Below are 22,515 nucleotides of genomic sequence, written 5' to 3'. Positions count from 1 at the left end.
CTAAGTAGATGGGCTAGGCGATGTGGCGCCAGTCGAGCCCTGAATCTTGATCGGCCAGTTGCAGCCAGTCCGGGTCGCACCCGAGGGTGTCGACAAAACATTGCCGGGCCAGCCGCGGCAGGTTGTTCTTGCTGCTCAGATGGGCCAGGACCAGGTGTTGCAGGTCTTTCCAGCCCAGCTCGGCCACCAGGAATGCCGCCTGGTGGTTATTCAAATGTCCCAGTTCACCGCCCACCCGCTGCTTGAGAAAGTACGGGTAGTGACCGCGAGCCAGCATGTCACGGCAGTGATTGGACTCGATCATCAACGCATCGAGGTCCCGATAGCCGTCCAGCACCTTGTCACAATAGGAACCCAGGTCGGTCAACAGGCCGAAGCGCCGCAAACCGTCACTGAAAACATATTGTGTCGGCTCCTGTGCATCGTGGGCCACGGCAATGACACCGATGCTCAAGTCGCCGATTTGCAGCTGCTCGCCGCCGGCCAGAAAGCCTGCGGGTTCAATCGGTTTGCGCATCCCGCGCAAGGTCCCGCGACTGAGGTAGACAGGCAGATTGTAGCGCCGAGACAGCAAACCCACGCCATGCACGTGGTCGGCATGTTCGTGGGTCACGAGTATCGCGCTCAGCTGCGCAGGGTGCACACCCAGGCGCAGCAGGCGTTTTTCGGTTTCCCGCAGGGAAAACCCACAATCCACCAATACATACGTATCAGCGCTGGCTATCAGCGTGCCGTTCCCTTGGCTACCGCTGCCGAGAACGGCAAAACGCATGCGATCAGCCCAGGTTGTCCTGAATCTTGCTCAACACTTTACGCGCCACGTCTGCTGGCGCCACGGTGTTGATGTTTTTCTCGACGGTGACCTGGACGTTCTCGCCAACCTTGCTCAGGCGAACCTGATAACGCTCGGCGCGGACCTCAAGCTCTTCCTTGCTCGGCGCGCTGCCGAACAGGCTGCTGAAGAAGCCTGGTTTGTCGTCTTTGCTCTCGGCTTTTTCGGCCAGGTTGATGTAGTACAGGCCCAGGCTACGGTTGATGTCTTCAACACGCCATTCGCCTTGTTCCAGCGCGCGACCGACGCTCGACCAGGCACGATCCAGGTCGGTGCCGACGTTCAGCACAGGGTTGCCGCTGCCGTCTTCACTCAGGCTGACACGGCTAGGCGCGTCGAAATCACGGGAAGCCAGCATGGAGACCGAACCGCCCTTCTCGGAGATACGGCTCATGCTCGCGAGCATATCGTCGACCAGTGCCGCGTCCAGGCCAGTGTTGACCGAACGGTTGGTGAAGGCCACATCGGCGGTGCTGCCGGCAGGACGCTCGGCGCTGACCACATAGACTTCACTGGTGTTGCGCTGCACGCCCGGCTCGATGCGCACCCGCACGCGGGTTTCGCTGTCCGTGCTGACGCCAGCCGCGCTCAGGCGCTTGGCCATGGCTGCGGACAGCTCATCGGAATGCTGCCAGGTCGTGGTGAATTCACCGGTTTGCGGACGCTGTTCATCCAGACGGAAACCATTGTCCTGGAAGAACTGGACGGCCACTGGCCAGATTTCAGCCGGTGGATTCTGCGCCAGGATGGAGCTGGAGCCGCCGCTCTTCTGCAGAGAATAGGGGCTGGCGTCCGCAGCCGCCGTCAGTGGCTGCGGGCGAGGAACGATGTATTCGCCCTTGGCGGTGTCATCGGCCACGTTACGCGGGATCGGCAACAGCGGATCCAGACGCTTGGCGGTATGGATATCCTGCGGTATTTGCATCGGTGCAGTCTGTTGCGCTTCCAGGTAATCGCTACCACGGTCACGGAAATAACCTTCCGGGCCCCAGACCCATCCACAGCCACTGGTGCTGGAGATAATCAAGGCAAGTGCGGAAAGTCCGGCCATTCGCTTCATGCGTTGTACTTCCTCAATTAAACCAGGACACCGCACTGGCGCAGGGCCGTGCGCAGCGTTTCGTGACAAGGTGTGCTCAGCCAGGTCAACGGCAGGCGAATGCCTTCGTGCATCAGGCCCATTTCAACCAAAGCCCACTTCACCGGAATCGGGTTGGCTTCGATGAACAGGTCCTTGTGCAGCGGCATCAGTTTTTCGTTGATTGCCCGTGCAGTCTCGGCATCGCCCTTGAGAGCGGCCTCGCACAGATCGGCCATTTCACGCGGCGCGACGTTGGCGGTGACGGAGATGTTGCCCTTGCCGCCCATCAGGATCAGCTCGACCGCGGTCGGATCATCGCCGGAAAGGACGACGAAGTCCTTGCTTACGCCGTCGAGGATGGCCTTGGCGCGCTTGAGGTCGCCAGTCGCTTCCTTGATACCGATGATGTTCGGCACGGTGGACAGGCGGATCACGGTTTCGGCCTGCATGTCGCAGGAGGTGCGGCCGGGAACGTTATAGAGAATCTGCGGGATGTCGACCGATTCGGCGATGTGCTTGAAGTGCAGGTACAGGCCTTCCTGGGTCGGCTTGTTATAGTACGGCACGACCAGCAGGCAGGCATCGGCGCCGGCTTCCTTGGCATTTCGGGTCAATTCGACCGCTTCGCGGGTCGAATTGGCGCCGGTACCGGCGATCACCGGAATGCGACCATTGACCTGCTTGACCACGGCACGGATGACTTCGATGTGCTCGTTGACGTCGAGGGTTGCCGATTCGCCGGTGGTGCCGACGGCGACAATGGCATGGGTGCCGTTTTCAAGGTGGAAGTCCACGAGTTTGCTGAGGCTGTCCCAGTCAAGACGCCCCTGTGCATCCATGGGTGTGACCAGTGCCACCATACTGCCCGCAATCATGAAACCGCTCCTGCCGGAAAAAGAGAGCCGTAATGGTACTGGCGCCAAGATGCTTGCACAAGCGAAGTACTGTGCTGCCGCCATTCCCCTTGGCGCCGGTTTTCGCTACCCTTCAGACTTTGATCGGTACAGACAAGCTCGTGCGTCGGGTTTCAGCCTCCATTTTCGGCATCACAAGCCCTGATCCAGCGTTGCCGCCTCTCGCTCCCGCCCTGCCGGAGCACGTTGCAACCTGCCGCTTGGGGTTTTCTGAATTCGCATCCGCAGGCTCGCTCCCGGCAAAACGCCCTCTGGACGTACCGACCGCTCATCGCTTTAGGAATGCTGCATGTCCACCCCCACAGTTCGCGAACAATTCCTTGTTATCAGTGCCCTCGGCGCCAACCCCATGGAGCTGACCAACGTCCTGTGCCGCGCCAGCCATGAAAACCGCTGCGCCGTTGTCACCTCTCGCCTGACCCGCCATGGCGAATGCAGTGCCCTGGTGCTGGAAATCTCCGGTAGCTGGGATGCCCTGGCGCGCCTGGAAGGCAGCCTGCCAGTATTGGCCAAGCGGCATGCGTTCACGGTCAACGTGGTGCGCAGCGCGGCCCTGGAAAACCGCCCCCAGGCCCTGCCGTACGTCGCCTATGTCAGCTCGGCCTACCGCTCGGACATCATCAACGAGCTGTGCCAGTTCTTCATGGACCACAATGTCGAGCTGGAAAACCTGACCTGTGACACTTATCAGGCTCCGCAGACCGGCGGCACCATGCTCAACGCCACGTTTACCGTGACCTTGCCGGCCGGCGTGCAAATCAGCTGGCTGCGCGATCAGTTCCTGGATTTTGCCGACGCGCTGAACCTCGATGCCCTGATCGAACCCTGGCGCCCACAGAACCCAATGTAAGGAAGCTTTCATGGCCGTTGCCATCGACCAACCGGTCGCCGATTTCGAAGCCCCCGCCACGAGCGGGCAGACCGTCAGCCTAGCGGGCCTGAAGGGCAAGCAAGTAGTGATCTACTTCTACCCCAAGGACAGCACCCCAGGCTGCACGACCGAGGGGCAGGGTTTTCGTGATCAATACGCTGCATTCAAGACCGCCAATACCGAAGTGTTCGGCGTGTCTCGCGACAGCCTGAAATCCCACGAGAACTTCAAGTGCAAACAGGAATTCCCCTTTGAGCTGATCAGCGACAAGGACGAAGCCATCTGCCAGCTGTTCGACGTGATCAAGCTGAAAAAGCTCTATGGCAAGGAATACATGGGCGTGGATCGCAGCACGTTCCTGATCGATGCCAACGGCGTGCTGCGTCAGGAATGGCGTGGTGTGAAGGTGCCGGGGCATGTTGATGCGGTATTGGCTGCCGCTCAGGCCCTCAACAAAGCCTGATTTCTTCGAGACCTGTTCCGACGCTATCGCGAGCAGGCTCGCTCCTACAGCTGACCGAGTTGTTTTGACTGACGCGATCTGATGTAGGAGCGAGCCTGCTCGCGAAGAGGCCCATCAGCCTCACTGAAGATTTAAAGCAGCGGCGATACCACCGGTTCCTTTCGCGGCCACGCATCCAGCACGGCCTTGAACAGCGTCGCCAGGGGAATCGCGAAGAACACCCCCCAGAACCCCCACAACCCGCCAAACAGCAGCACCGCGCAGATGATCGCCACCGGGTGCAGATTCACCGCCTCCGAGAACAGCAATGGCACCAGCACGTTGCCATCCAGCGTCTGAATGATCCCGTAGACCGCCATCAAGTAGATGAACTGATCGCTCCAGCCCCACTGGAACAACGCAATCAGAAACACGGGCACGGTCACCACTACGGCGCCGACATAAGGCACCACCACCGAAATCCCCACCAGCAGTGCCAGCAGCGCCGCGTAGTTGAGCTCAAGGACAACGAAGGCGATGTAGGTCACGCCACCGCAAATGAAGATTTCGATGACCTTGCCGCGAATGTAATTGGCGATCTGCCGGTTCATTTCATGGGCGACCCGGGTGATCAACGCCCGCTCACGGGGCAGGTACCCGCGCACCCACTGGCCGATCATGGCCCGATCCTTGAGGAAGAAAAACACCAGGATCGGCACCAGTACCAGGTAGATCATGATGTTCACCAGCAATGGCAGGCTCGACAGCGAGAACGTCAGTGCCCACTGGCCAAACTTGCCGATTTCGCCCCGCGCCACTTCGATGGCCCGCAGCACTTGTTCGTCGGATACCAGGTGCGGATAGCGCTCGGGCAGCAACAGCAATAGCGACTGCCACTTGGCAAGCATGCCGGGCAACTCGTTGAACAACGTGATCAGTTGGTGCCACAGCAACGGCACGACCACCACGATGAATACCAGCAACAACCCCATGAACAACGCAAAGACCAGCCCCACCGCTGCCCAACCCGGCACGCGCAGGCGCTCAAGGGCCACCACCAGCCCCTGCATCAGGTACGCCAGCACCATGCCGGCGAGTACCGGCGCCAGCATACCGCCCAGGGTCAGTACGACGGTAAATGCCAGAAACAGCAGGACAGCCAGCACCACCGCTTCTTCATCGGAAAAATAGCGCTGAATCCAGTCGCGTAACACTTTGAACATCAATAATCCTTAGGAGCAAACGCAGCCGATTTCAGGCTTTTTTCAACCAGTAGCGGTAAACACCCGCGTCATCTTCTTCACGAAGCAGGGTATGACCGGCCAATCGGGCAAAGGTGCGAAAGTCGCGCTGCGAACCCGCATCGGTGGCGATGACCTTGAGTACCGCACCACTGGCCAGCCGGTTGAGCTCCATCTTGGCCTTGAGCAACGGCAACGGACAATTCAGGCCACTGGCGTCCAGTTCAACGTCATGCTCTACAGCGTCGGTCATTGCATCACTCCGGGTCAGGTGGTTGAGTTGCCTAGAATATCTGGTCGCAACGCCGGTGTCCGGCTACAGTAAGGTCTTTGTCGACTAAGGCTTTGTGCATGACATTTTTGCGCCCTACCCTGCTGACGCTCGCTTGCCTGCTCGCCTCACCGGGCTTCGCCGACGACCTGCCGTCACTCGGCGACGCCAGTTCTGCCATTGTCTCACCGCAACAGGAATACCAGCTCGGCCGCGCCTGGCTGGCCATGTTGCGCAGTCAGGTTTCGCAGCTCAACGATCCGCAACTCAAGAATTACGTGGAATCCAGCGTTTACCGACTGGTCGAGACCAGCCAGGTCACTGACCGGCGCCTGGAATTCATCCTGATCAACAGCCCGCAGCTCAACGCCTTTGCGGCACCCGGCGGGATCGTCGGGGTGAACGGTGGTTTGTTCCTCTACGCCCAGACCGAAGGCGAATACGCTTCAGTATTGGCGCACGAATTGGCTCACTTGTCGCAACGCCACTTTGCCCGAGGCGTCGAAGCGCAGCAACGCATGCAAGTACCCATGATGGCTGCATTGCTGGCGGGTATCGTGTTGGCAGCCGCAGGTGGCGGTGACGCCGGGATTGCAGCCATTGCCGGCACACAGGCCGCAGCCATCCAGGAACAGCGGCGATTCTCCCGCCAGAACGAGCAGGAGGCCGACCGTATCGGCCTCCTCAATCTGGAAAAGGCCGGTTACGACCCCCGCTCGATGCCCAGCATGTTCGAGCGCCTGGGGCGTCAGTACCGCTACGATGCCAAGCCACCGGAATTTCTGCTGACTCACCCGGTCACCGAGTCGCGTATCGCCGACACCCGCAACCGCGCCGAACAGTTTCCAACGGGCGGTATCGAAGACAGCATGCGCTACCAACTGATCCGCGCACGCGTACAGCTGATCTATGAAGAAACCCCGGGGCTTGGCGCCAAGCGCTTTCGCGCACAGCTCGACGAGAACCCGAAAAACGACGTGGCTCGCTACGGCCTGGCGATCGCCCAGATCAAGGGCGGCCAATTGAACGAAGCACGGGAAAACCTCAAGCAGTTGCTGGCCAAGTCACCCAATGAAATCATCTACAACCTGGCTCAGGTCGATCTGGATATCACCAACAATCGCCTGGCGGATGCCCAGTCCCGGGTTGACCGGTTGATGGGCCAATACTCTGGCAACTACCCGCTGAACCAGATGCGAGTCGACCTGCTGCTCAAGCAGAACCGTACTGCGGATGCGGAGAAAGCCCTCGAAGGCCTGCTCAAGTCGCGCCCGGATGATCCGGACGTTTGGTATCAGGTTGCCGAGACGCGCGGCCTGTCGGGCAATATCATCGGCCTGCACCAGGCTCGCGCCGAATACTTTGCGCTGGTCGGCGACTACAAACAGGCCATTCAGCAACTGGACTTCGCCAAACGCAGGGCTGGCAGCAACTTCCCGCTGTCTTCGCGGATCGACGCACGGCAACGCGAGTTGATGGAACAGGAGCGCATGATCAAGGACATGATGGGCTAACGCCCCGAAGACAAACAGTCCAGACAAAAAAACCGCCTCTTTCGAGGCGGTTTTTTATTCAACCAACAACCGGATTATTCAGCCAGTTTGAAGGTGATGAAGCTCGCACGCCCCTGACGCAGTACCCGCATCGACACCGAGCGGTTCTTTGGCAGCGCCTTGGCGATGTCCGCGAACTCCTTGGTGGAACCGATGGCCTGGTTGTTCAGATGGGTGATCACATCACCCGGCTGCAAGCCGATCAGCGCGGCAGGACCGTCCTGCACTTCCTTGATCAGCACACCACCTTTGAGGTCGTATGTTTTCTTCTGCTCGTCAGTCAGCTCGACCACGGAAACACCGAGGCGATTGCTGCTGCGCTCGATGCTGGATTTTGGCTCGGCGCCCATCTCCTTGCCTTCTTCCGGAATTGCACCGACGGTCAGCTCGACATTCTTGCGCTTGCCTTCACGAATCACTTCCAGATTGGCTTTTGCACCAGCCTTCAACGCGCCAACAAGGTGCGGCAGGTCGGCCGACATGACGATCGGCTGACCGTTCATGCTCAGGATCACGTCCCCCACTTGCAGACCACCCTTGGCAGCCGGGCCATCATCCTGGATTTGGGCCACCAGCGCACCGGCCGGTTTCTCCAGACCGAACGACTCGGCCAGATCCTTGCTCACTTCCTGAATCACGACGCCCAGCCAGCCACGGCTGACCTTGCCACCGGATTTCAGCTGATTGGAAACATCCATGGCCACGTCGATCGGGATTGCAAACGACACGCCCATGAAGCCACCGGAGCGGGTATAGATCTGCGAGTTGATCCCGACCACCTCACCGTTCAGGTTGAACAGCGGGCCACCGGAGTTACCCGGGTTGATCGGCACGTCGGTCTGGATGAACGGCACATAGTTTTCGTTCGGCAGGCTGCGACCGACGGCACTGACGATACCTTGGGTCACCGTGTGGTCAAAACCGAATGGCGAGCCGATCGCGACAACCCATTGGCCTGCCTTCAGGTCCTGGGATTTACCGAGCTTCAGCACTGGCAGATCCTTGCCTTCGATTTTCAGCAGCGCCACGTCGGAACGTGGATCGGTACCGATCAGCTTGGCTTTCATTTCGCTGCGATCGGCCAGGCGGACGAGGATTTCGTCAGCATCGGCGATCACGTGGTTGTTGGTCAGGATATAGCCATCGGAAGAGATGATGAAACCCGAGCCCAGGGACGTTGCCTCGCGCTGACGGTCACGAGGTGAGCGTGATTGTGGCGGCATGCCCCGTTCGAAGAATTCGCGCAGCATCGGCGGCAAGCCTTCGAGGTCGGGCATTTGCTCGCTGACTTTGCGGTCTGGCAGCTTTTGAGTGGTACTGATGTTCACGACCGCAGGCGAGGCCTGTTCGACCAGTTGCGTAAAGTCAGGCAATTCGACCGCTTGGGCGGTGACCGCCTGACCGAGCACCAGCACGGTGGCAATAATGGAGAGGTAGGACTTCAAGCGAGGTATCGACATACGGCTCCCGTTACGACGAGCATGGTTAAGCGATATGGAGCAAGGAACACCGGGAACGATACGCCGGTATTTTTGTTCCGGGAACAACAAACAAGGCCAGAGCCGAGGGGCTCTGACCTATAAGAAATTTACGGGATTTTTGCAAATTGAAATGCTCACGAAACATTTCGAATTCAGCTCACTGCTTGGTTGCAGCGGTGTCGGTGCGCATCGAAAGCGCTATCCGTTCAGCAGTACCGACCGGTATCTCGCCGACGACCGTCACCATCATGTCGCCCTGTGCCGTGGCCAGGCGCCGGGAAACCGCAACGGTCGGCCCCAACTGAGTACGGGTGTCGGTGACTGTTTCGCCATTCAACGGCTCGAGGAATACCGAAAAGCGCGTCAGGCCATCGTCATACATCAGGCTGTTGACCTGGGTCTTGGTCTGCGGATCCTTGCGAGCGGTGCTGCTGGTCAGCTCGAAGCCGGGCGGCAACCAGTCGGAACGCCAGACCTGGGCAGACTTGGCGGCAGAAGCCTTGTCACTCTCGAGGTTGACCGGCTTGCAATCATTACTGGCCTGCAGGTCTTTTTCGGAAGGAACGTCAGCGGTATCCAGTTGTGTGAACTGGAAGCGCTCCAACAACCGCCCCTTGTCGTCCAGCAGCAAGGACTTCAGAGGCAGGCCGGTCTCTTTGTCCAGATGCAGTTCAAAGCCGTAGCGGTGCTGATCGCGGGGTTTCAGCGATACGATCACCGCCGGACGCCCGGCGACACGCGACTTGCCGATGACGGCGAGGTCATACCAATTCTTGAGCTTTTGAGGATCGAGTGCACGGGCAGCGGAGTTCGGGGAGTCCCCAAGCCCGGCTATCAGTGTGCCGCTGACGCATTGGGTTTGCCCATCAATGCGCACGACTTCCTGAGCGGAACCGTCGAGCTGGATCAATCGCTCTCGGACCTTTCCATCCTGGACGTGGTGCCAGATGTTATGGGTAGAAAAACTACCGTTACGCTCGTAGACGAAAGTACCCTGAAAGCTTTGCTGTTGCTCTGCCTGGCCCAGGCGGGTCAACCAGTCCTGGGCTTCATCGGCTTGGGCTGGAACGATGAACCAGCCGCTGAGCAGAAGCGAAAGTAGAGGTATGGCGCGCATGATCCTCCTTAACGGTTTTCCAGGCTTGCGGCACGAGCGTACGGCAGAGCGCTCTCAGTGCCTTTCAGTGCAGCCTGTTGTGCGTGTTGGCGCAAGTAACCTGGCAGACGCTGATCGTGCCAGCCTGGCTGACCTTGCAATACGCCGTTGGCCATTGGGCCGGTAGCATCCGAACTCTCATTGTAGCCTGCCAGAACGGCTGGGCCTTTTACTTGAGGAGCGGCCAACGCGGGTTGAGTGGATTGCTGGGCCAATTCGACGCCGGCGATCTCATCCTGGTTGTACAGACGCACACCGGCCAGCACCGCCAGGGTCACGGAAGCTGCGACCGCCAGACGACCCAGGCTGCGCCATGGACCACGGGAGGCTTTTGCCGGTACGGCTTCGTCAGCCAGGGCAGCAGAAACAGCCGCGGCGATATCCAGGCGTGGAAGCAGCAGATCCTTGTGCATCACTGCCCGAGCGATCTGATAACGAGCCCAGGTATCACGGGTTTCAACATCGTCGCAGGCATTCAATACCCGACGCAATTCCAATTCGTCCGCTTCGTTATCCATCACTGCGGACAGCGATTCCTGCAGGGCTTCACGACTCATGGCGTTCCTCTCTTGGCTGTCGCCGCTGTCTTTAGTTTTCCTGCAACAACGGCTGCAGGGCTTTGTCGATGGCCTCCCGGGCGCGGAAGATCCGGGAGCGCACGGTGCCTACCGGACATTGCATGACACTCGCAATGTCCTCGTAACTCAGACCATCAAACTCACGTAAAGTTAAAGCCGTACGCAAATCTTCCGGCAGTTGCTGAATGGTTCGATGGACGGTGCCTTCGATCTCATCCCGCAGCAAGGCCCGCTCTGGCGACTCGAGATCCTTGAGGCCATGATCGCCATCGTAGAACTCTGCATCCTCGGAACTGACATCGCTATCCGGCGGCCGACGGCCGCGTGAAACCAGATAGTTTTTCGCCGTGTTGATGGCGATGCGGTAAAGCCACGTATAAAACGCGCTGTCTCCGCGAAAATTTCCAAGTGCACGGTATGCCTTGATAAAGGCTTCTTGTGCCACATCCTGGGCTTCATGGGTGTCGTGCACGAAACGCACGATCAACCCGAGAATTTTGTGCTGGTATTTCAGCACTAGCAGATCGAAAGCACGCTTGTCGCCGCGCTGAACGCGTTCGACCAGTTGCTGATCCTCTTCCTGGGTTAGCATGAACACTCCTCGATGAGCTCGGAGGAGGCTTGCAGAAGTAAACCACCAGACTTGCAAACATAGACTCGTGCTTTTCGCAAAAGTTCTCCCCCTCCAGGCAAGTTTCCTGCGGGCTCTGATTTGGCACGCACGAAAAGCGCAGCACGAGTTGACCCGGCTGCGCGGATAATCTTGTCATCGGATTCTTCAGCAAGGATCGAACTGCAATCCCGCGCTGAAACCGACACTGTCCCTTGTTTCAGGCAACCGTCTATTGATCTTGGCCCTTTGGCAAAAGTTCCAAATATTTATAGTCGTGCCAACCCGACATTGTGCAACCGTGAAGGGAAAAAGACTGTTAAATCGGCGATACAGTCATTCTCGCGCCCAACGGGCAGAAAAACATCCGACGAAGCGTCCGGTGTTTTGGGTCACGGTAGTTTCACAATGCCATGAACGCTCGGGTATTGTGCCGCTCCCCCCCTCTATATACTAGTGGGCTGTGCGGCTGCACTGACTCGACAGTCCAGCTGCGCCAACCCCGACCCGGGTCGCTTTGAGCGGAATCCTGAAATGAGCCAACAGTTTCAACACGATGTTCTGGTAATTGGCAGCGGCGCTGCCGGCTTGAGCCTTGCGCTGACCTTGCCCGGTCATTTGCGCATTGCCGTTCTGAGCAAGGGCAACCTCGCCAATGGCTCGACTTTCTGGGCCCAGGGCGGCGTTGCGGCCGTGCTGGACGACACCGACACCGTTGAATCCCATGTCGATGACACCCTCAATGCCGGCGGCGGCCTGTGCCATGAGGAGGCCGTGCGCTTTACCGTCGAGCACAGCAAGGAAGCGATTCAATGGCTGATCGACCAGGGCGTGCCCTTTACCCGCGATGAACAGTCGGGTAACGAAGACGGCGGGTTCGAGTTCCACCTCACCCGCGAGGGCGGCCACAGCCATCGGCGCATCATCCATGCCGCCGATGCCACCGGCGCGGCCATTTTCACCACCCTGCTCGACCAGGCCCGGAAACGGCCGAACATCGAACTGCTGGAGCAGCGGGTGGCGGTCGACCTGATCACCGAGAAACGCCTGGGACTCGAAGGTGATCGCTGCCTCGGCGCCTATGTGCTCAATCGCGGCACCGGCGAAGTCGACACCTACGGCGCCCGCTTTGTGATCCTCGCCTCCGGTGGTGCGGCCAAGGTTTACCTCTACACCAGCAACCCTGACGGTGCCTGCGGCGATGGCATTGCCATGGCCTGGCGCTCGGGCTGCCGGGTGGCGAACCTGGAATTCAACCAGTTCCACCCTACTTGCCTGTATCACCCGCAAGCCAAGAGTTTCCTGGTCACCGAAGCCCTGCGAGGCGAAGGTGCGCACCTGAAGCTGCCCAACGGCGAGCGCTTCATGCCGCGCTTCGACCCACGGGCCGAGTTGGCGCCACGGGACATCGTCGCCCGGGCCATCGACCATGAAATGAAGCGACTGGGTGTCGATTGTGTCTACCTGGACATCAGCCACAAGCCCGAAGCCTTCATCAAGTCGCACTTCCCGACGGTGTACGAACGCTGCCTGGAGTTTTCCATCGACATCACCAAACAACCGATTCCGGTTGTCCCGGCGGCGCACTACACCTGCGGCGGCGTGATGGTCGATCAACAGGGCCGTACCGATGTGCCTGGGCTGTACGCCATTGGCGAAACCAGTTTCACCGGCCTGCACGGCGCCAACCGCATGGCCAGCAACTCGCTGCTGGAATGTTTCGTCTACGCCCGTTCGGCGGCGGCGGACATTATTGAACAACTGCCCCGGGTGCCGATGCCGGCCCCCCTTCCCGTCTGGGATGCGAGCCAGGTCACCGATTCCGATGAAGACGTGATCATTGCGCACAACTGGGATGAACTGCGGCGATTCATGTGGGACTACGTTGGCATCGTGCGCACCAACAAGCGTCTGCAACGTGCGCAACACCGCGTGCAACTGTTGCTGGATGAAATCGACGAGTTCTACAGCAACTACAAGGTCAGCCGTGACTTGATCGAGCTGCGCAACCTGGCCCAGGTGGCCGAGCTGATGATTCTGTCAGCCATGGAGCGCAAGGAAAGCCGCGGCCTGCATTACACCCTCGACTACCCGGACATGTTGCCGGTCGCGCTGGACACTATTCTGGTGCCGCCCACCTACGTCGGCTGAATTTGAGCCGGACCCGCAGGCGTCGGTGCACATCCGCCGCCTGCGCATCCCGGGGCACGCAAATGGCCCGGACCCGGCGCTCGCCACGCAGCCGAAAACGCAATACCACCACCAATGGCAGCGCCAGGCTGTCCGGGCGCAGTTGCACGGGCTGCCAACCCTTCGATTGATTCCACAACTGCCAGCCATCCGCATCGCGACGCAAGCCGCGGAATGCCTGTGGGTGCGTCAGTAAAATCTGACGCGGCAGCACCCAAAAGCCATGCAGCAGACAGCCAAAAACACCGAGCAAACTGGCCCAGAGTGGAATTGACAGTAAAAACAACGAACCCAACGCGAACAGCTGGGCCAGAAGATACGCCGCCAGCAACTGCCGTGAGGCATGCCAGCGGCATTCGAACCCGTTATTTGGGCTGGACACGATCCAGGATCATGCGGACCATGCGTTGCAGCTCGGGATCTTCCGATTCGCTGCGTTCCATGAACCAGCCGAACATGTCCTGATCCTCACACGTCAGCAGTCGGACGTACAACGCGCGATCCACTTCGTTGAGCGTTGCGTAAACCTCTTTCGTGAACGGTACCAGCAGCACGTCAAGCTCAAGCATGCCGCGGCGGCTGTGCCAAAAGAGGCGGTTCAGTTCAACATCTTCGACCATGGAGCGCTCCTCAAATAGGCCGCAAGTATACAGGCCCGCGCCCCATCGAACAGTCGGCTTTGGTCGGCCACCGTCGAGCCTTTGTTAACTACCCATTTCGAAGGCGCGCCCTTATGATGTCCACCAGACTTTTTACCCTGCGATGACCCATGGCCGATTCTGCTTTTTTCTGCACCCTTTCTCATGAAGGTGTTCTCGCGGTCCGCGGCGCGGACGCCAGCAAATTCCTGCAAGGCCAACTGACCTGCAACCTCAATTACCTGAGCGACTCCCGGGCCAGCCTCGGTGCGCGCTGCACGCAAAAAGGCCGGATGCAGTCGAGCTTCCGCATCCTGCTCGAAGGGGACGGCGTGGTCCTGGCCATGGCCAGCGAATTGCTCGAACCGCAACTGGCAGACCTGAAAAAATACGCGGTGTTTTCCAAGTCGAAACTGACCGACGAAAGCTCCGCCTGGCTCCGCTTCGGCGTTGACCATGGCGACGCCGCACTGGTCAGCCTCGGCCTGGACCTGCCGGCGGAAACCGACAGCGTCGTGCGCAACGATGGGCTGATTGCTATCCGTGTCTCGCCGGAACGCACCGAACTGTGGGTCGCCGCCGGTCAAGCCGATGCGGTCAAAGGCAAGCTTTCAGCGGTACTGAGCGAAGGCGATCTGAATCAATGGCTGCTGGGTCAGGTCCGCGCAGGGATCGGCCAGGTCATGCCCGGCACCCGCGAGTTGTTCATCCCGCAGATGCTCAACCTGCAAGCGGTCGGTGGCGTGAGTTTCAAGAAAGGTTGCTACACCGGGCAGGAAATCGTCGCGCGGATGCAGTACCTGGGCAAACTCAAGCGCCGCCTGTACCGCCTGCAACTGGCTGCTGGCGAACTGCCTGAACCGGGTACCCCGCTGTTTTCCCCGACCCACGGCAGCTCCATCGGCGAAGTGGTGCTGGCTGCCCGCGCCGGACAGAACATTGAACTCCTGGCTGTGTTGCAAGCCGAAGCAGCAGAAAGTGGAGACATCCACCTGGGCGCGCTCGAAGGGCCGTCCTTGAAGCTGCTCGACCTGCCTTATGAACTGGACCGCGACCGCGAAATCCAGCAATAACGGCAGTATTTGACGCAACACCTAGAGAGACTAAATGAGCGAGCTGGCGGAAAAGGTCCAACAGGATTTGGTTGAGGCCATCAATAACGATGACCTGGTTCTGCCAACGTTACCGGAAGTGGCCCTGCAGATTCGCAAAGCCGCGGAAAACCCGGAAGTCAGCGTCAGCACCCTGAGCAAAGTGATCGGCCGTGATACCGCGCTGTCGGCACGCCTGATCAAAGTGGTCAACAGCCCGCTGTTGCGCGCGGCCCAGGAAGTGACCGACCTGCATACCGCGATCACCCGCCTGGGCATCAACTACAGCTGTAACCTGGCGATCGGCCTGGTCATGGAGCAGATTTTCCATGCCCGCTCCGAGGTGGTGGAACAGAAGATGCGCGATGTCTGGCGCAAAAGCCTGGAAATTGCCGGCGTCAGCTACGCCTTGTGCCGCCGCTACACCCGACTCAAGCCCGATCAGGCGGCCCTTGGCGGGCTGGTGCACCAGATCGGCGTTCTGCCGATCCTGACCTACGCCGAAGATCACTATGAGCTGCTGTCCGACCCGGTCAGCCTCAATCATGTGATCGACCGGATTCATCCGCTGATCGGCGAAAAACTGCTCAAGGTCTGGGAATTTCCCGACATGCTGGTGCAAGTTCCACAGCTATACCTGAACTTCAAACGTCAGTCTGCGCAGGTCGACTATGTGGATCTGGTGCAGGTGGCCAGCCTGTATTGCCACAAAGACACTGACCATCCAATCTCGCGCATCGATGCCTTCAGCGTGCCTGCTTTCGTCAAACTCGGGATCGATCCGGACGATAAGGCGATGTGTGCTGACCTGGAAGAAACACGCTCGATGTTTTACTGATCAAGACCGCGTCGCCCCCATCGCGAGCAGGCTCGCTCCCACAGGGATTTGTAGTTCTGCATAGATCCAATGTGGGAGCGAGCCTGCTCGCGATGGGGCCAGAACAAGCCCCATCACTCCCCCGCAATAAAACTCACCCGCACCTTCAACCCCGCGTGCTCACCATCGTGCAGGCTGATCTGCGCCAGATGCGCGCGGCAGATCTCACCGACAATCGCCAGACCCAATCCGGAACCGGCCACTTGCTGATTGCGTCGGTAAAAACGCTCGAATACCCGATCCCGCTCTTCAAGCGGTATGCCGGGACCATCATCTTCGACTTCCAGCACGGCGGGCGCCGAGACCCGCAGAATCACGTTGCCACCCGGCGGCGTGTGGGCCAGCGCGTTATCCACCAGATTGCTCAGCAGTTCGTTCAATAGCGTCGGCTCGCCCCGCAGCCAGACCGGTTCATCCGCCTCCAGCGCCAGCGCGATGCCACGCTTGTGGGCCAACGGCGCCATGGCCATGCCCAGTTCCCGAGCCAATTGACTCAGGTCGAGTAACTGCGCGCCGCCCTCGGCAATCGCCCGGGCACCGTTTTCGACCCGTGCCAGGGAAAGCAACTGATTGGCCAGATGGGTCAAGCGATCAGTGCCCTGGGCGGCGGTTTCCAGCGTGCTGCGCCAGGTTTCGGGCTCGGCTGAGCGCATGCCCAGTTCCAGGCGCGCCTTGAGCGCCGCCAGCGGCGTGCGCAGTTCGTGGGCAGCATCGGCGATGAATTGCGCCTGCTTCTCGAACTGGCCGCGCAAGCGCTCGGTAAAGTGATTGAGCGCGCGCACCAGTGGCCATAATTCGCGCTGCACTTCCACCAACGGCAAGGGGCGCAGATCGTCCGGCTGGCGCTCTTCCACCGCCGTGCGCAGACGCTCAAGCGGACGTAACGCGGCACTCACCGCAAACCACACCAGCATCAGCGCACCGATTGCCAGCATGCCCAAGCGCAACAAGGTGTCGGCCGCCAGACTACGGGCCATGCTGACACGCGCTTCATCGGTTTCCGCCACGCGAATTTCCGCCATGCCGTTCATGTTCGGCTCGCTCACGGGTTTGAGCAGGCTTACCACGCGCACGTTCTGCCCGCGATACTGGGCGTTGTAGAAGCGTGCCAGCGCCGGATAGTCATCGGTGCGCGGTGTTCCCGGCGGTGGCGCCGGCAGGTTTTCGTATCCGGAAATCAGCTTCTGATTGATGTCGTTGACCAGGTAGAAAATTCGCCCGGCACTGTCGTAGGCAAACGTATCGAGGGCCACGTAGGGCACGTCGGCACTCAGGGTGCCGTCGCGTTGGGAGACGCCGGCGGCGATGGTTCGCGCCGAGGCCAGCAGGGTCCGGTCATAGGCCGTGTCGGCCGCTTCACGACCGTTCCAGTAGGCGCTCAAACCACTGGCCAGCATCAACACCACCAGCAACAGCGCCAGGTTCCACAGCAACCGCCAGCGCAAGCTGCTGGGCTTATGCATCGCGGCTTTCCAGCAAGTAACCGAGGCCGCGGAAGGTCACGATGGCGACCGGCTGGCCATCGAGTTTCTTGCGCAGGCGGTGCACGTAGATTTCGATCGCATCGGGGCTGGCTTCCTCATCAAGACCGAACACTTGCGACGCCAGTTGCTCCTTGCTCATCACCCGACCGGGGCGCGCGATCAGGGCTTCGAGTACGGCCTGTTCGCGGGAGGTCAGGGTCAGCAATTCTTCGCCAAGGGTAAAACGCCGGGTTTCCAGGTCATAGGCCAGCACACCGCAACGCTGAATGCGCTCACCGCCCAGCACACTGCGGCGCAACAAGGCTTTGACCCGGGCTTCGAGCTCGGTCAGTTCGAACGGCTTGGCCAGGTAGTCATCGGCGCCGAGGTTCAAACCGTGGACCCGGTCCTTGACGTCGCTTCGGGCGGTCAGCATCAACACCGGCAGGTTCTTGCCCCGCGCCCGCAAACGCGCCAGCACTTCGAATCCATCCATGCGCGGCAAGCCGACGTCGAGGATCGCCATGGCGTACTCCTCGCTGCCCAGCGCCAGGTCGGCTGCCACGCCATCGTGCAGAACGTCCACGGTCAGCCCGGTGCTCTTGAGCGCCTGAGCGACACTTTCGGCGAGCTGCAAATGGTCTTCGACGAGCAGGACACGCATGGATCTTTACCTCATTCAGGGATGGTCGACGCCATTCTTTGGCGCGGAGTTTACAGCGGCATCCATCGCTGTGAAGCCCGAAAAATCGTGAAAGCCCGCTGAAAGGTTAGCGAAAGGTTGGGACGTTAGAGTCGGCCCACGGATGGTTTCGACTGCCAACCATCGAATCGTAGTTTGAAAGCGTGCTTTGACATGTAACTACCGAAAAACGCCTCGAAGCGTTTTCGCCAATAAAAACAATAAACGAGGTATTGCACCATGCTGTCCACACAGCTTCAGGCTTGCCCGCCCCGCCCTTTCTCTCGCTCCCCGATGTTTACGCTTGCCAGCGCCGAAGCCGGCTGCTCGTCGTTCAGTCCGTACGGACTCGAACGCGCCAGCACCGTGCGAAATCGTCGCACCTGAATCATCCCGAAAAACAACAACTCCAATGGAGACAAAAATGAGCCGTTCAATGCGCCGTTTCGCCCTCGCCGCCAGCTGTGTGCTGTTCGCCGGCCAACTCATGGCCGAGCCAAAACGCCCGGAATGCATCGCCCCGGCCTCGCCCGGCGGTGGTTTCGACCTGACCTGCAAACTGGCGCAAAGCGCGCTGGTCAACGAAAAACTGCTGACCAAACCGATGCGCGTGACCTACATGCCCGGCGGTGTCGGCGCGGTGGCGTACAACGCGGTGGTCGCCCAGCGTCCGGCCGATGCGGGCACCCTGGTGGCCTGGTCCAGTGGTTCGCTGCTGAACCTGGCCCAGGGCAAGTTCGGTCGTTTCGATGAAACCAATGTGCGCTGGCTGGCCGCTGTCGGCACCAGCTACGGCGCCATCGCGGTGAAAAGCGATTCGCCTTACAAGACCCTCGACGATCTGGTCCAGGCGCTGAAGAAAGATCCGAGCAAAGTGGTGATCGGTTCCGGGGGCACCGTCGGCAGCCAGGACTGGATGCAAACTGCCTTGATCGCCAAGGCCGCCGGGATCAACCCCCGTGACCTGCGTTACGTTGCCCTCGAAGGTGGCGGCGAAATCGCCACCGCCCTGCTCGGCGGCCACATCCAGGTCGGCAGCACCGACATTTCCGACTCCATGCCGCACATCCAGAGCGGCGACATGCGCCTGTTGGCGGTGTTCGCCGACAAGCGCCTGGACGAGCCGGAAATGAAGGACATCCCGACCGCCCGCGAGCAAGGCTACGACATCGTCTGGCCAGTGGTCCGTGGTTTCTACCTCGGGCCGAAAGTCAGCGATGAAGACTATGCCTGGTGGAAGGACTCCTTCGACAAGCTGTTGGCATCACCCGAGTTCGCCAAGCTGCGCGATCAGCGTGAACTGTTCCCGTTCGCCATGACCGGCCCGGAGCTGGACACTTACGTGAAGAAACAAGTCGCCGACTACAAAGTGCTGGCCAAAGAGTTCGGCCTGATCCAGTGATCGCCCCTGTCTAGCGGCCGCGGCTCCGTTTGGCGGAGTCGCGGCACAGGAGTTCCCCATGCTCTTACAACGCATTTTTGCTTCGGTGCTGTTGCTGGCCTGTCTCGGCCTGGCATTGATGGCGTGGCCGTATCAAGCGGCTTTTTCCTACGAACCGGTGGGGCCTCGGGCCTTTCCGTTGCTGATGCTCGGTCTGATGGGTTCGGCACTGCTGTACATGGTGTTTCGTCCCGCGCCGATCAAGCACAGCGATGACGAGCCGCCGCTGGACCGCGAAACCCTGACCAAGATCGGCATCTGTGTGGCGCTTTTGCTGGTGTTCGCCGGCACCTTCGAACCCCTGGGTTTCATCGTCGCCAGCATCCTGATCGGCGTGCCCATGGCCCGTCTGTATGGCGGTCGCTGGGTGCCGAGCATCGTGATCATCAGTCTGATGGCCGTCGGCCTCTACCTGCTGTTCGACAAGTTGATGGACGTGCCGCTGCCGCTTGGCGTGCTCGACGTTCTGGAGAACTGATATGGATACTCTTGGCTATTTGGGTCAGGGTTTCGGCGTCGCGCTGAGCCCGTACAACCTGGTGACCGCACTGTGCGGCACCCTGATCGGCACCGTGGTCGGCCTGTTGCCGGGCCTGGGGCCGATCAACGGCGTGGCGTTGCTGATCCCGATCGCATTCGCCCTCGGTCTGCCACCGGAATCGGCGCTGATCCTGCTGGCGGCGGTGTACCTGGGATGCGAATACGGCGGCCGGATCAGCTCGATCCTGCTGAACATCCCGGGCGAAGCGTCCACCGTGATGACCACCCTCGACGGTTACCCGATGGCCCGCAAAGGCCTGGCCGGTGTAGCGCTGTCGCTGTCGGCATGGAGTTCGTTCATCGGTGCCTTCATCGCAACCTGCGGCATGGTGCTGTTCGCCCCGCTGCTGGCGAAATGGGCGATTGCCTTCGGCCCGGCGGAATACTTCGTGCTGATGGTGTTTGCGATTGTCTGCCTCGGCGGCATGGCCGGTGACCGTCCGCTGAAGACGTTCATCGCGGCGCTGATCGGCCTGTTCCTGTCGACCGTCGGCATCGACGCCAACAGCGGTGTGTATCGCTTCACCGGGGACAACATCCACCTGACCGACGGCATCCAGTTCGTCGTGCTGGTGCTGGGCCTGTTCTCCATCAGCGAAATCCTTCTGCTGCTGGAAAAAACCCATCACGGCCAGGAAGCAGTGAAAGCCACCGGCCGCATGATGTTCAACTTCAAGGAAGCGGCGTCGGTGTTCGCGGTGAATATCCGTTGCGGCGTACTGGGTTTCATCATGGGCGTGTTGCCGGGTGCCGGTGCGACCCTGGCCAGTGCCGTGGCCTACATGACCGAAAAACGCATGGCGGGTGCCAAGGGTACTTTCGGCCAGGGTGACATGCGCGGCCTCGCAGCGCCGGAAACCGCCATCGGTGGCGCGGCCTGCGGTGCGCTGGTGCCGATGCTGACCCTCGGCGTTCCAGGTTCCGGTACCACGGCGGTGATGATCGGCGCATTGTCGCTGTACAACATCACCCCGGGCCCGCTGCTGTTCCAACAGCAACCGGACATCGTCTGGGGCCTGATCGCTTCGTTGTTCATCGCCAACGTGATGCTGGTGATCCTCAACATCCCGATGATCCGCATCTTCACCCGCATCCTCGCCGTGCCGAACTGGGCGCTGGTACCGGTGATCGCGATCATTACCGGGATTGGCGTCTACGCGGTGCACGCGACAACGTTCGACCTGTTCCTGATGATCGGCATCGGCATCTTCGGTTATATCCTGCGCAAGCTGGACTTCCCGCTGTCGCCGGTATTGCTGGGCTTCATCCTCGGAGGCCTGATGGAACAAAACCTGCGCCGCGCCCTGTCGATTTCCAACGGTGCGCTGGAAATCCTCTGGTCGAGCCCGATCACCTTCGGTTGCTGGATCCTGACGGCGATCATGCTGCTGATGCCGCTCATCCGCATCTGGCGCAAACGTTCGGCCGCGCAAGGCGTTATCGCCGATGTCTGATCGGTCCCCCTTCACACTCTGGTGGGGAACCCCGCTGGTCGGCCTGCTGGGCGGTTTCCTCGCCAGCCAGGTCGGCTGGCCTTTGCCGTGGATGGTCGGCTCATTGCTGGCGATCATCCTCGTGCGCTGTCTGACACCCTGGCAATTGGCCGAAATCCCTGGCGGGCGCAAGTGCGGCCAGTGGATCGTCGGTATCGGTATCGGCCTGCACTTCACTCCAGTGGTGGTGGAGCAGGTACTCAGTCATTTCGGTCTGATCTTCTTCGGTGCGTTGGTCACCAGCCTGTCGGCGGTCGTCGGCGTGTGGCTGATGCGTCGCACCGGTGAAGATCGCGCCACGGCGTTCTTTTCCAGCATGCCCGGCGGTTCCGGGGAGATGGTCAACCTCGGCGCCCGCAATGGCGCGGTGCTCAGCCGTGTGGCGGCGGGGCAGAGCTTGCGGGTGTTGGTGGTGGTGCTGTGCGTACCGGCAGCCTTCAAGTATTTGTTGGGCGACGGTACGCCAAATTCCCACGTTGGCAGCATCGATTGGCGCTGGCTGGCGGTGTTGTTCCCCGCGGGTGCGTTGGCGGCCTGGATCTGGGAGCGCCTGCGCCAACCCAACCCCTGGCTGTTCGGGCCGTTGCTGGTCAGCGCGGCGGTCAGCATCGGCTGGGATCTGCACATCGGTTTGCCCAATGGTGGTAGCCAGATTGGCCAATGGTTGATCGGCAGCGGCCTGGGCTGTCACTTCAACCGGCAGTTTTTCCGGCATGCGCCATCGTTCATGGGGCGCACCTTGATCGGCACGGTGTTGACCATGTTGATCGCCACGGTGGCGGCATTGGGCTTGAGTGCGCTGACCCATCTGGATCTGCGTTCACTGACTTTGGGCATGATGCCTGGCGGTATTGCCGAGATGAGCCTGACGGCGGAGACCCTGCAACTGTCGGTGCCGCTGGTGACGGCGATGCAGGTGATGCGGCTGTTGTTTGTGCTGTTTCTGGCGGAGCCGTTGTTCAAGTACTGGAACCGGAATCCGGAGTAAGACCGAGTCGAATTCATCGCCAGCAGGCTGGCTCCCACAGGTTTTGTAAACACCGCAAACCAATGTGGGAGCCAGCCTGCTG

23 protein-coding genes are annotated in these 22,515 nt (G+C 60.3%); 10 read left to right on the top strand and 13 right to left on the bottom strand.

The window, feature by feature from the left end:
* Positions 1–13: 13 nt before the first annotated feature.
* From AC3ITA_RS06770 to dapA, 3 genes are read right to left on the bottom strand one after another with little or no spacing between them, the layout of a single operon-like run.
* Complete coding sequence (locus AC3ITA_RS06770) at positions 14–772, bottom strand: MBL fold metallo-hydrolase (protein WP_489279815.1); 759 nt, start codon at positions 770–772, stop codon at positions 14–16.
* A gap of 4 nt (positions 773–776) precedes the next feature.
* Entirely contained in the window at positions 777–1,892 is a 1,116-nt protein-coding gene (gene bamC / locus AC3ITA_RS06765) for an NlpB/DapX family lipoprotein (RefSeq protein WP_489279813.1), read from the bottom strand.
* Between the two features lie 17 nt (positions 1,893–1,909).
* Positions 1,910–2,788 (bottom strand): 4-hydroxy-tetrahydrodipicolinate synthase, encoded by an 879-nt coding sequence (gene dapA, locus AC3ITA_RS06760; protein ID WP_150673078.1) that lies wholly within the window; start codon positions 2,786–2,788, stop codon positions 1,910–1,912.
* 328 nt (positions 2,789–3,116) lie between these two features.
* Here dapA and AC3ITA_RS06755 point away from each other — a divergent pair, with 328 nt between their 5' ends.
* Together AC3ITA_RS06755 and AC3ITA_RS06750 are read left to right on the top strand one after the other, a co-directional pair.
* On the top strand, positions 3,117–3,677 hold the full coding sequence (locus AC3ITA_RS06755; RefSeq protein ID WP_007979776.1) for a glycine cleavage system transcriptional repressor: 561 nt from the start codon (positions 3,117–3,119) through the stop codon (positions 3,675–3,677).
* Between the two features lie 10 nt (positions 3,678–3,687).
* Positions 3,688–4,161 (top strand): peroxiredoxin, encoded by a 474-nt coding sequence (locus AC3ITA_RS06750; RefSeq protein WP_095945097.1) that lies wholly within the window; start codon positions 3,688–3,690, stop codon positions 4,159–4,161.
* Between the two features lie 131 nt (positions 4,162–4,292).
* Here AC3ITA_RS06750 and AC3ITA_RS06745 read toward each other — a convergent pair whose 3' ends face one another.
* Positions 4,293–5,363 (bottom strand): AI-2E family transporter, encoded by a 1,071-nt coding sequence (locus AC3ITA_RS06745; RefSeq protein WP_095945098.1) that lies wholly within the window; start codon positions 5,361–5,363, stop codon positions 4,293–4,295.
* Between the two features lie 31 nt (positions 5,364–5,394).
* Positions 5,395–5,634 (bottom strand): sulfurtransferase TusA family protein, encoded by a 240-nt coding sequence (locus AC3ITA_RS06740; protein ID WP_007996208.1) that lies wholly within the window; start codon positions 5,632–5,634, stop codon positions 5,395–5,397.
* Between the two features lie 98 nt (positions 5,635–5,732).
* On the opposite strand from AC3ITA_RS06740, the gene AC3ITA_RS06735 reads away from it, so the two are divergent.
* Positions 5,733–7,166, top strand: a complete 1,434-nt coding sequence (locus tag AC3ITA_RS06735) for a M48 family metalloprotease (RefSeq protein ID WP_095945099.1) — start codon at positions 5,733–5,735, stop codon at positions 7,164–7,166.
* A gap of 74 nt (positions 7,167–7,240) precedes the next feature.
* Here AC3ITA_RS06735 and AC3ITA_RS06730 read toward each other — a convergent pair whose 3' ends face one another.
* From AC3ITA_RS06730 to rpoE, 4 genes are all read right to left on the bottom strand, one after another.
* Positions 7,241–8,665 carry a DegQ family serine endoprotease gene (locus tag AC3ITA_RS06730; protein WP_095945100.1) on the bottom strand — a complete coding sequence of 475 codons (1,425 nt, stop codon included), beginning with the start codon at positions 8,663–8,665 and terminating at the stop codon, positions 7,241–7,243.
* 178 nt (positions 8,666–8,843) lie between these two features.
* Positions 8,844–9,803, bottom strand: coding sequence for a MucB/RseB C-terminal domain-containing protein (locus AC3ITA_RS06725; RefSeq protein ID WP_095945101.1), 960 nt, complete (start codon positions 9,801–9,803; stop codon positions 8,844–8,846).
* An 8-nt stretch (positions 9,804–9,811) separates the two neighbouring features.
* Positions 9,812–10,399 (bottom strand): sigma-E factor negative regulatory protein, encoded by a 588-nt coding sequence (locus AC3ITA_RS06720; RefSeq protein ID WP_150673079.1) that lies wholly within the window; start codon positions 10,397–10,399, stop codon positions 9,812–9,814.
* 31 nt (positions 10,400–10,430) lie between these two features.
* Positions 10,431–11,012 (bottom strand): RNA polymerase sigma factor RpoE/AlgU, encoded by a 582-nt coding sequence (gene rpoE, locus AC3ITA_RS06715; RefSeq protein ID WP_003172477.1) that lies wholly within the window; start codon positions 11,010–11,012, stop codon positions 10,431–10,433.
* Between the two features lie 552 nt (positions 11,013–11,564).
* On the opposite strand from rpoE, the gene nadB reads away from it, so the two are divergent.
* Positions 11,565–13,181, top strand: coding sequence for an L-aspartate oxidase (nadB, locus tag AC3ITA_RS06710; RefSeq protein WP_095945103.1), 1,617 nt, complete (start codon positions 11,565–11,567; stop codon positions 13,179–13,181).
* Here nadB and AC3ITA_RS06705 read toward each other — a convergent pair.
* Both AC3ITA_RS06705 and AC3ITA_RS06700 read right to left on the bottom strand, forming a co-directional pair.
* A complete protein-coding gene (locus tag AC3ITA_RS06705) occupies positions 13,150–13,602 on the bottom strand; it encodes a protein YgfX (RefSeq protein WP_414929214.1) in 453 nt (150 codons plus the stop codon). The genes nadB and AC3ITA_RS06705 overlap by 32 nt on opposite strands.
* A complete protein-coding gene (locus AC3ITA_RS06700) occupies positions 13,586–13,840 on the bottom strand; it encodes an FAD assembly factor SdhE (RefSeq protein WP_007979797.1) in 255 nt (84 codons plus the stop codon). Before AC3ITA_RS06700 ends, AC3ITA_RS06705 begins: the two co-directional genes overlap by 17 nt.
* 149 nt (positions 13,841–13,989) lie before the next feature.
* Here AC3ITA_RS06700 and ygfZ point away from each other — a divergent pair, with 149 nt between their 5' ends.
* Positions 13,990–14,931: a CAF17-like 4Fe-4S cluster assembly/insertion protein YgfZ gene (gene ygfZ / locus AC3ITA_RS06695; RefSeq protein WP_489279810.1), complete on the top strand. Its 942-nt coding sequence runs from the start codon at positions 13,990–13,992 to the stop codon at positions 14,929–14,931.
* Positions 14,932–14,965: 34 nt separating this feature from the next.
* Positions 14,966–15,787, top strand: a complete 822-nt coding sequence (locus AC3ITA_RS06690) for an HDOD domain-containing protein (protein WP_095945106.1) — start codon at positions 14,966–14,968, stop codon at positions 15,785–15,787.
* 113 nt (positions 15,788–15,900) lie between these two features.
* On the opposite strand, the gene AC3ITA_RS06685 is transcribed toward AC3ITA_RS06690, so the two are convergent.
* Complete coding sequence (locus tag AC3ITA_RS06685; RefSeq protein ID WP_095945107.1) at positions 15,901–17,289, bottom strand: sensor histidine kinase; 1,389 nt, start codon at positions 17,287–17,289, stop codon at positions 15,901–15,903.
* Positions 17,282–17,953, bottom strand: a complete 672-nt coding sequence (locus tag AC3ITA_RS06680) for a response regulator (protein ID WP_007979804.1) — start codon at positions 17,951–17,953, stop codon at positions 17,282–17,284. The genes AC3ITA_RS06685 and AC3ITA_RS06680 overlap by 8 nt, the downstream gene beginning before the upstream one ends.
* A gap of 442 nt (positions 17,954–18,395) precedes the next feature.
* Between AC3ITA_RS06680 and AC3ITA_RS06675 the strand changes: the two genes are divergently transcribed.
* Genes AC3ITA_RS06675 through AC3ITA_RS06660 form a run of 4 tightly spaced genes read left to right on the top strand, consistent with a single transcriptional unit; the run spans position 18,396 to position 22,433 of the window.
* Positions 18,396–19,373, top strand: a complete 978-nt coding sequence (locus tag AC3ITA_RS06675; protein ID WP_095945108.1) for a Bug family tripartite tricarboxylate transporter substrate binding protein — start codon at positions 18,396–18,398, stop codon at positions 19,371–19,373.
* Positions 19,374–19,431: 58 nt separating this feature from the next.
* Positions 19,432–19,890: a tripartite tricarboxylate transporter TctB family protein gene (locus AC3ITA_RS06670; protein WP_095945109.1), complete on the top strand. Its 459-nt coding sequence runs from the start codon at positions 19,432–19,434 to the stop codon at positions 19,888–19,890.
* A gap of 1 nt (position 19,891) precedes the next feature.
* Complete coding sequence (locus AC3ITA_RS06665) at positions 19,892–21,406, top strand: tripartite tricarboxylate transporter permease (RefSeq protein ID WP_095945110.1); 1,515 nt, start codon at positions 19,892–19,894, stop codon at positions 21,404–21,406.
* Positions 21,399–22,433, top strand: a complete 1,035-nt coding sequence (locus AC3ITA_RS06660; RefSeq protein ID WP_095945111.1) for an AbrB family transcriptional regulator — start codon at positions 21,399–21,401, stop codon at positions 22,431–22,433. The genes AC3ITA_RS06665 and AC3ITA_RS06660 overlap by 8 nt, the downstream gene beginning before the upstream one ends.
* Positions 22,434–22,515: the final 82 nt, after the last annotated feature.

The sequence above is a fragment of the Pseudomonas sp. GL_090 genome (genome assembly GCF_057837765.1).
The sequence above is the reverse complement of the archived record's forward strand: the minus strand, read 5'-3'. Positions and strand labels throughout refer to the sequence as shown.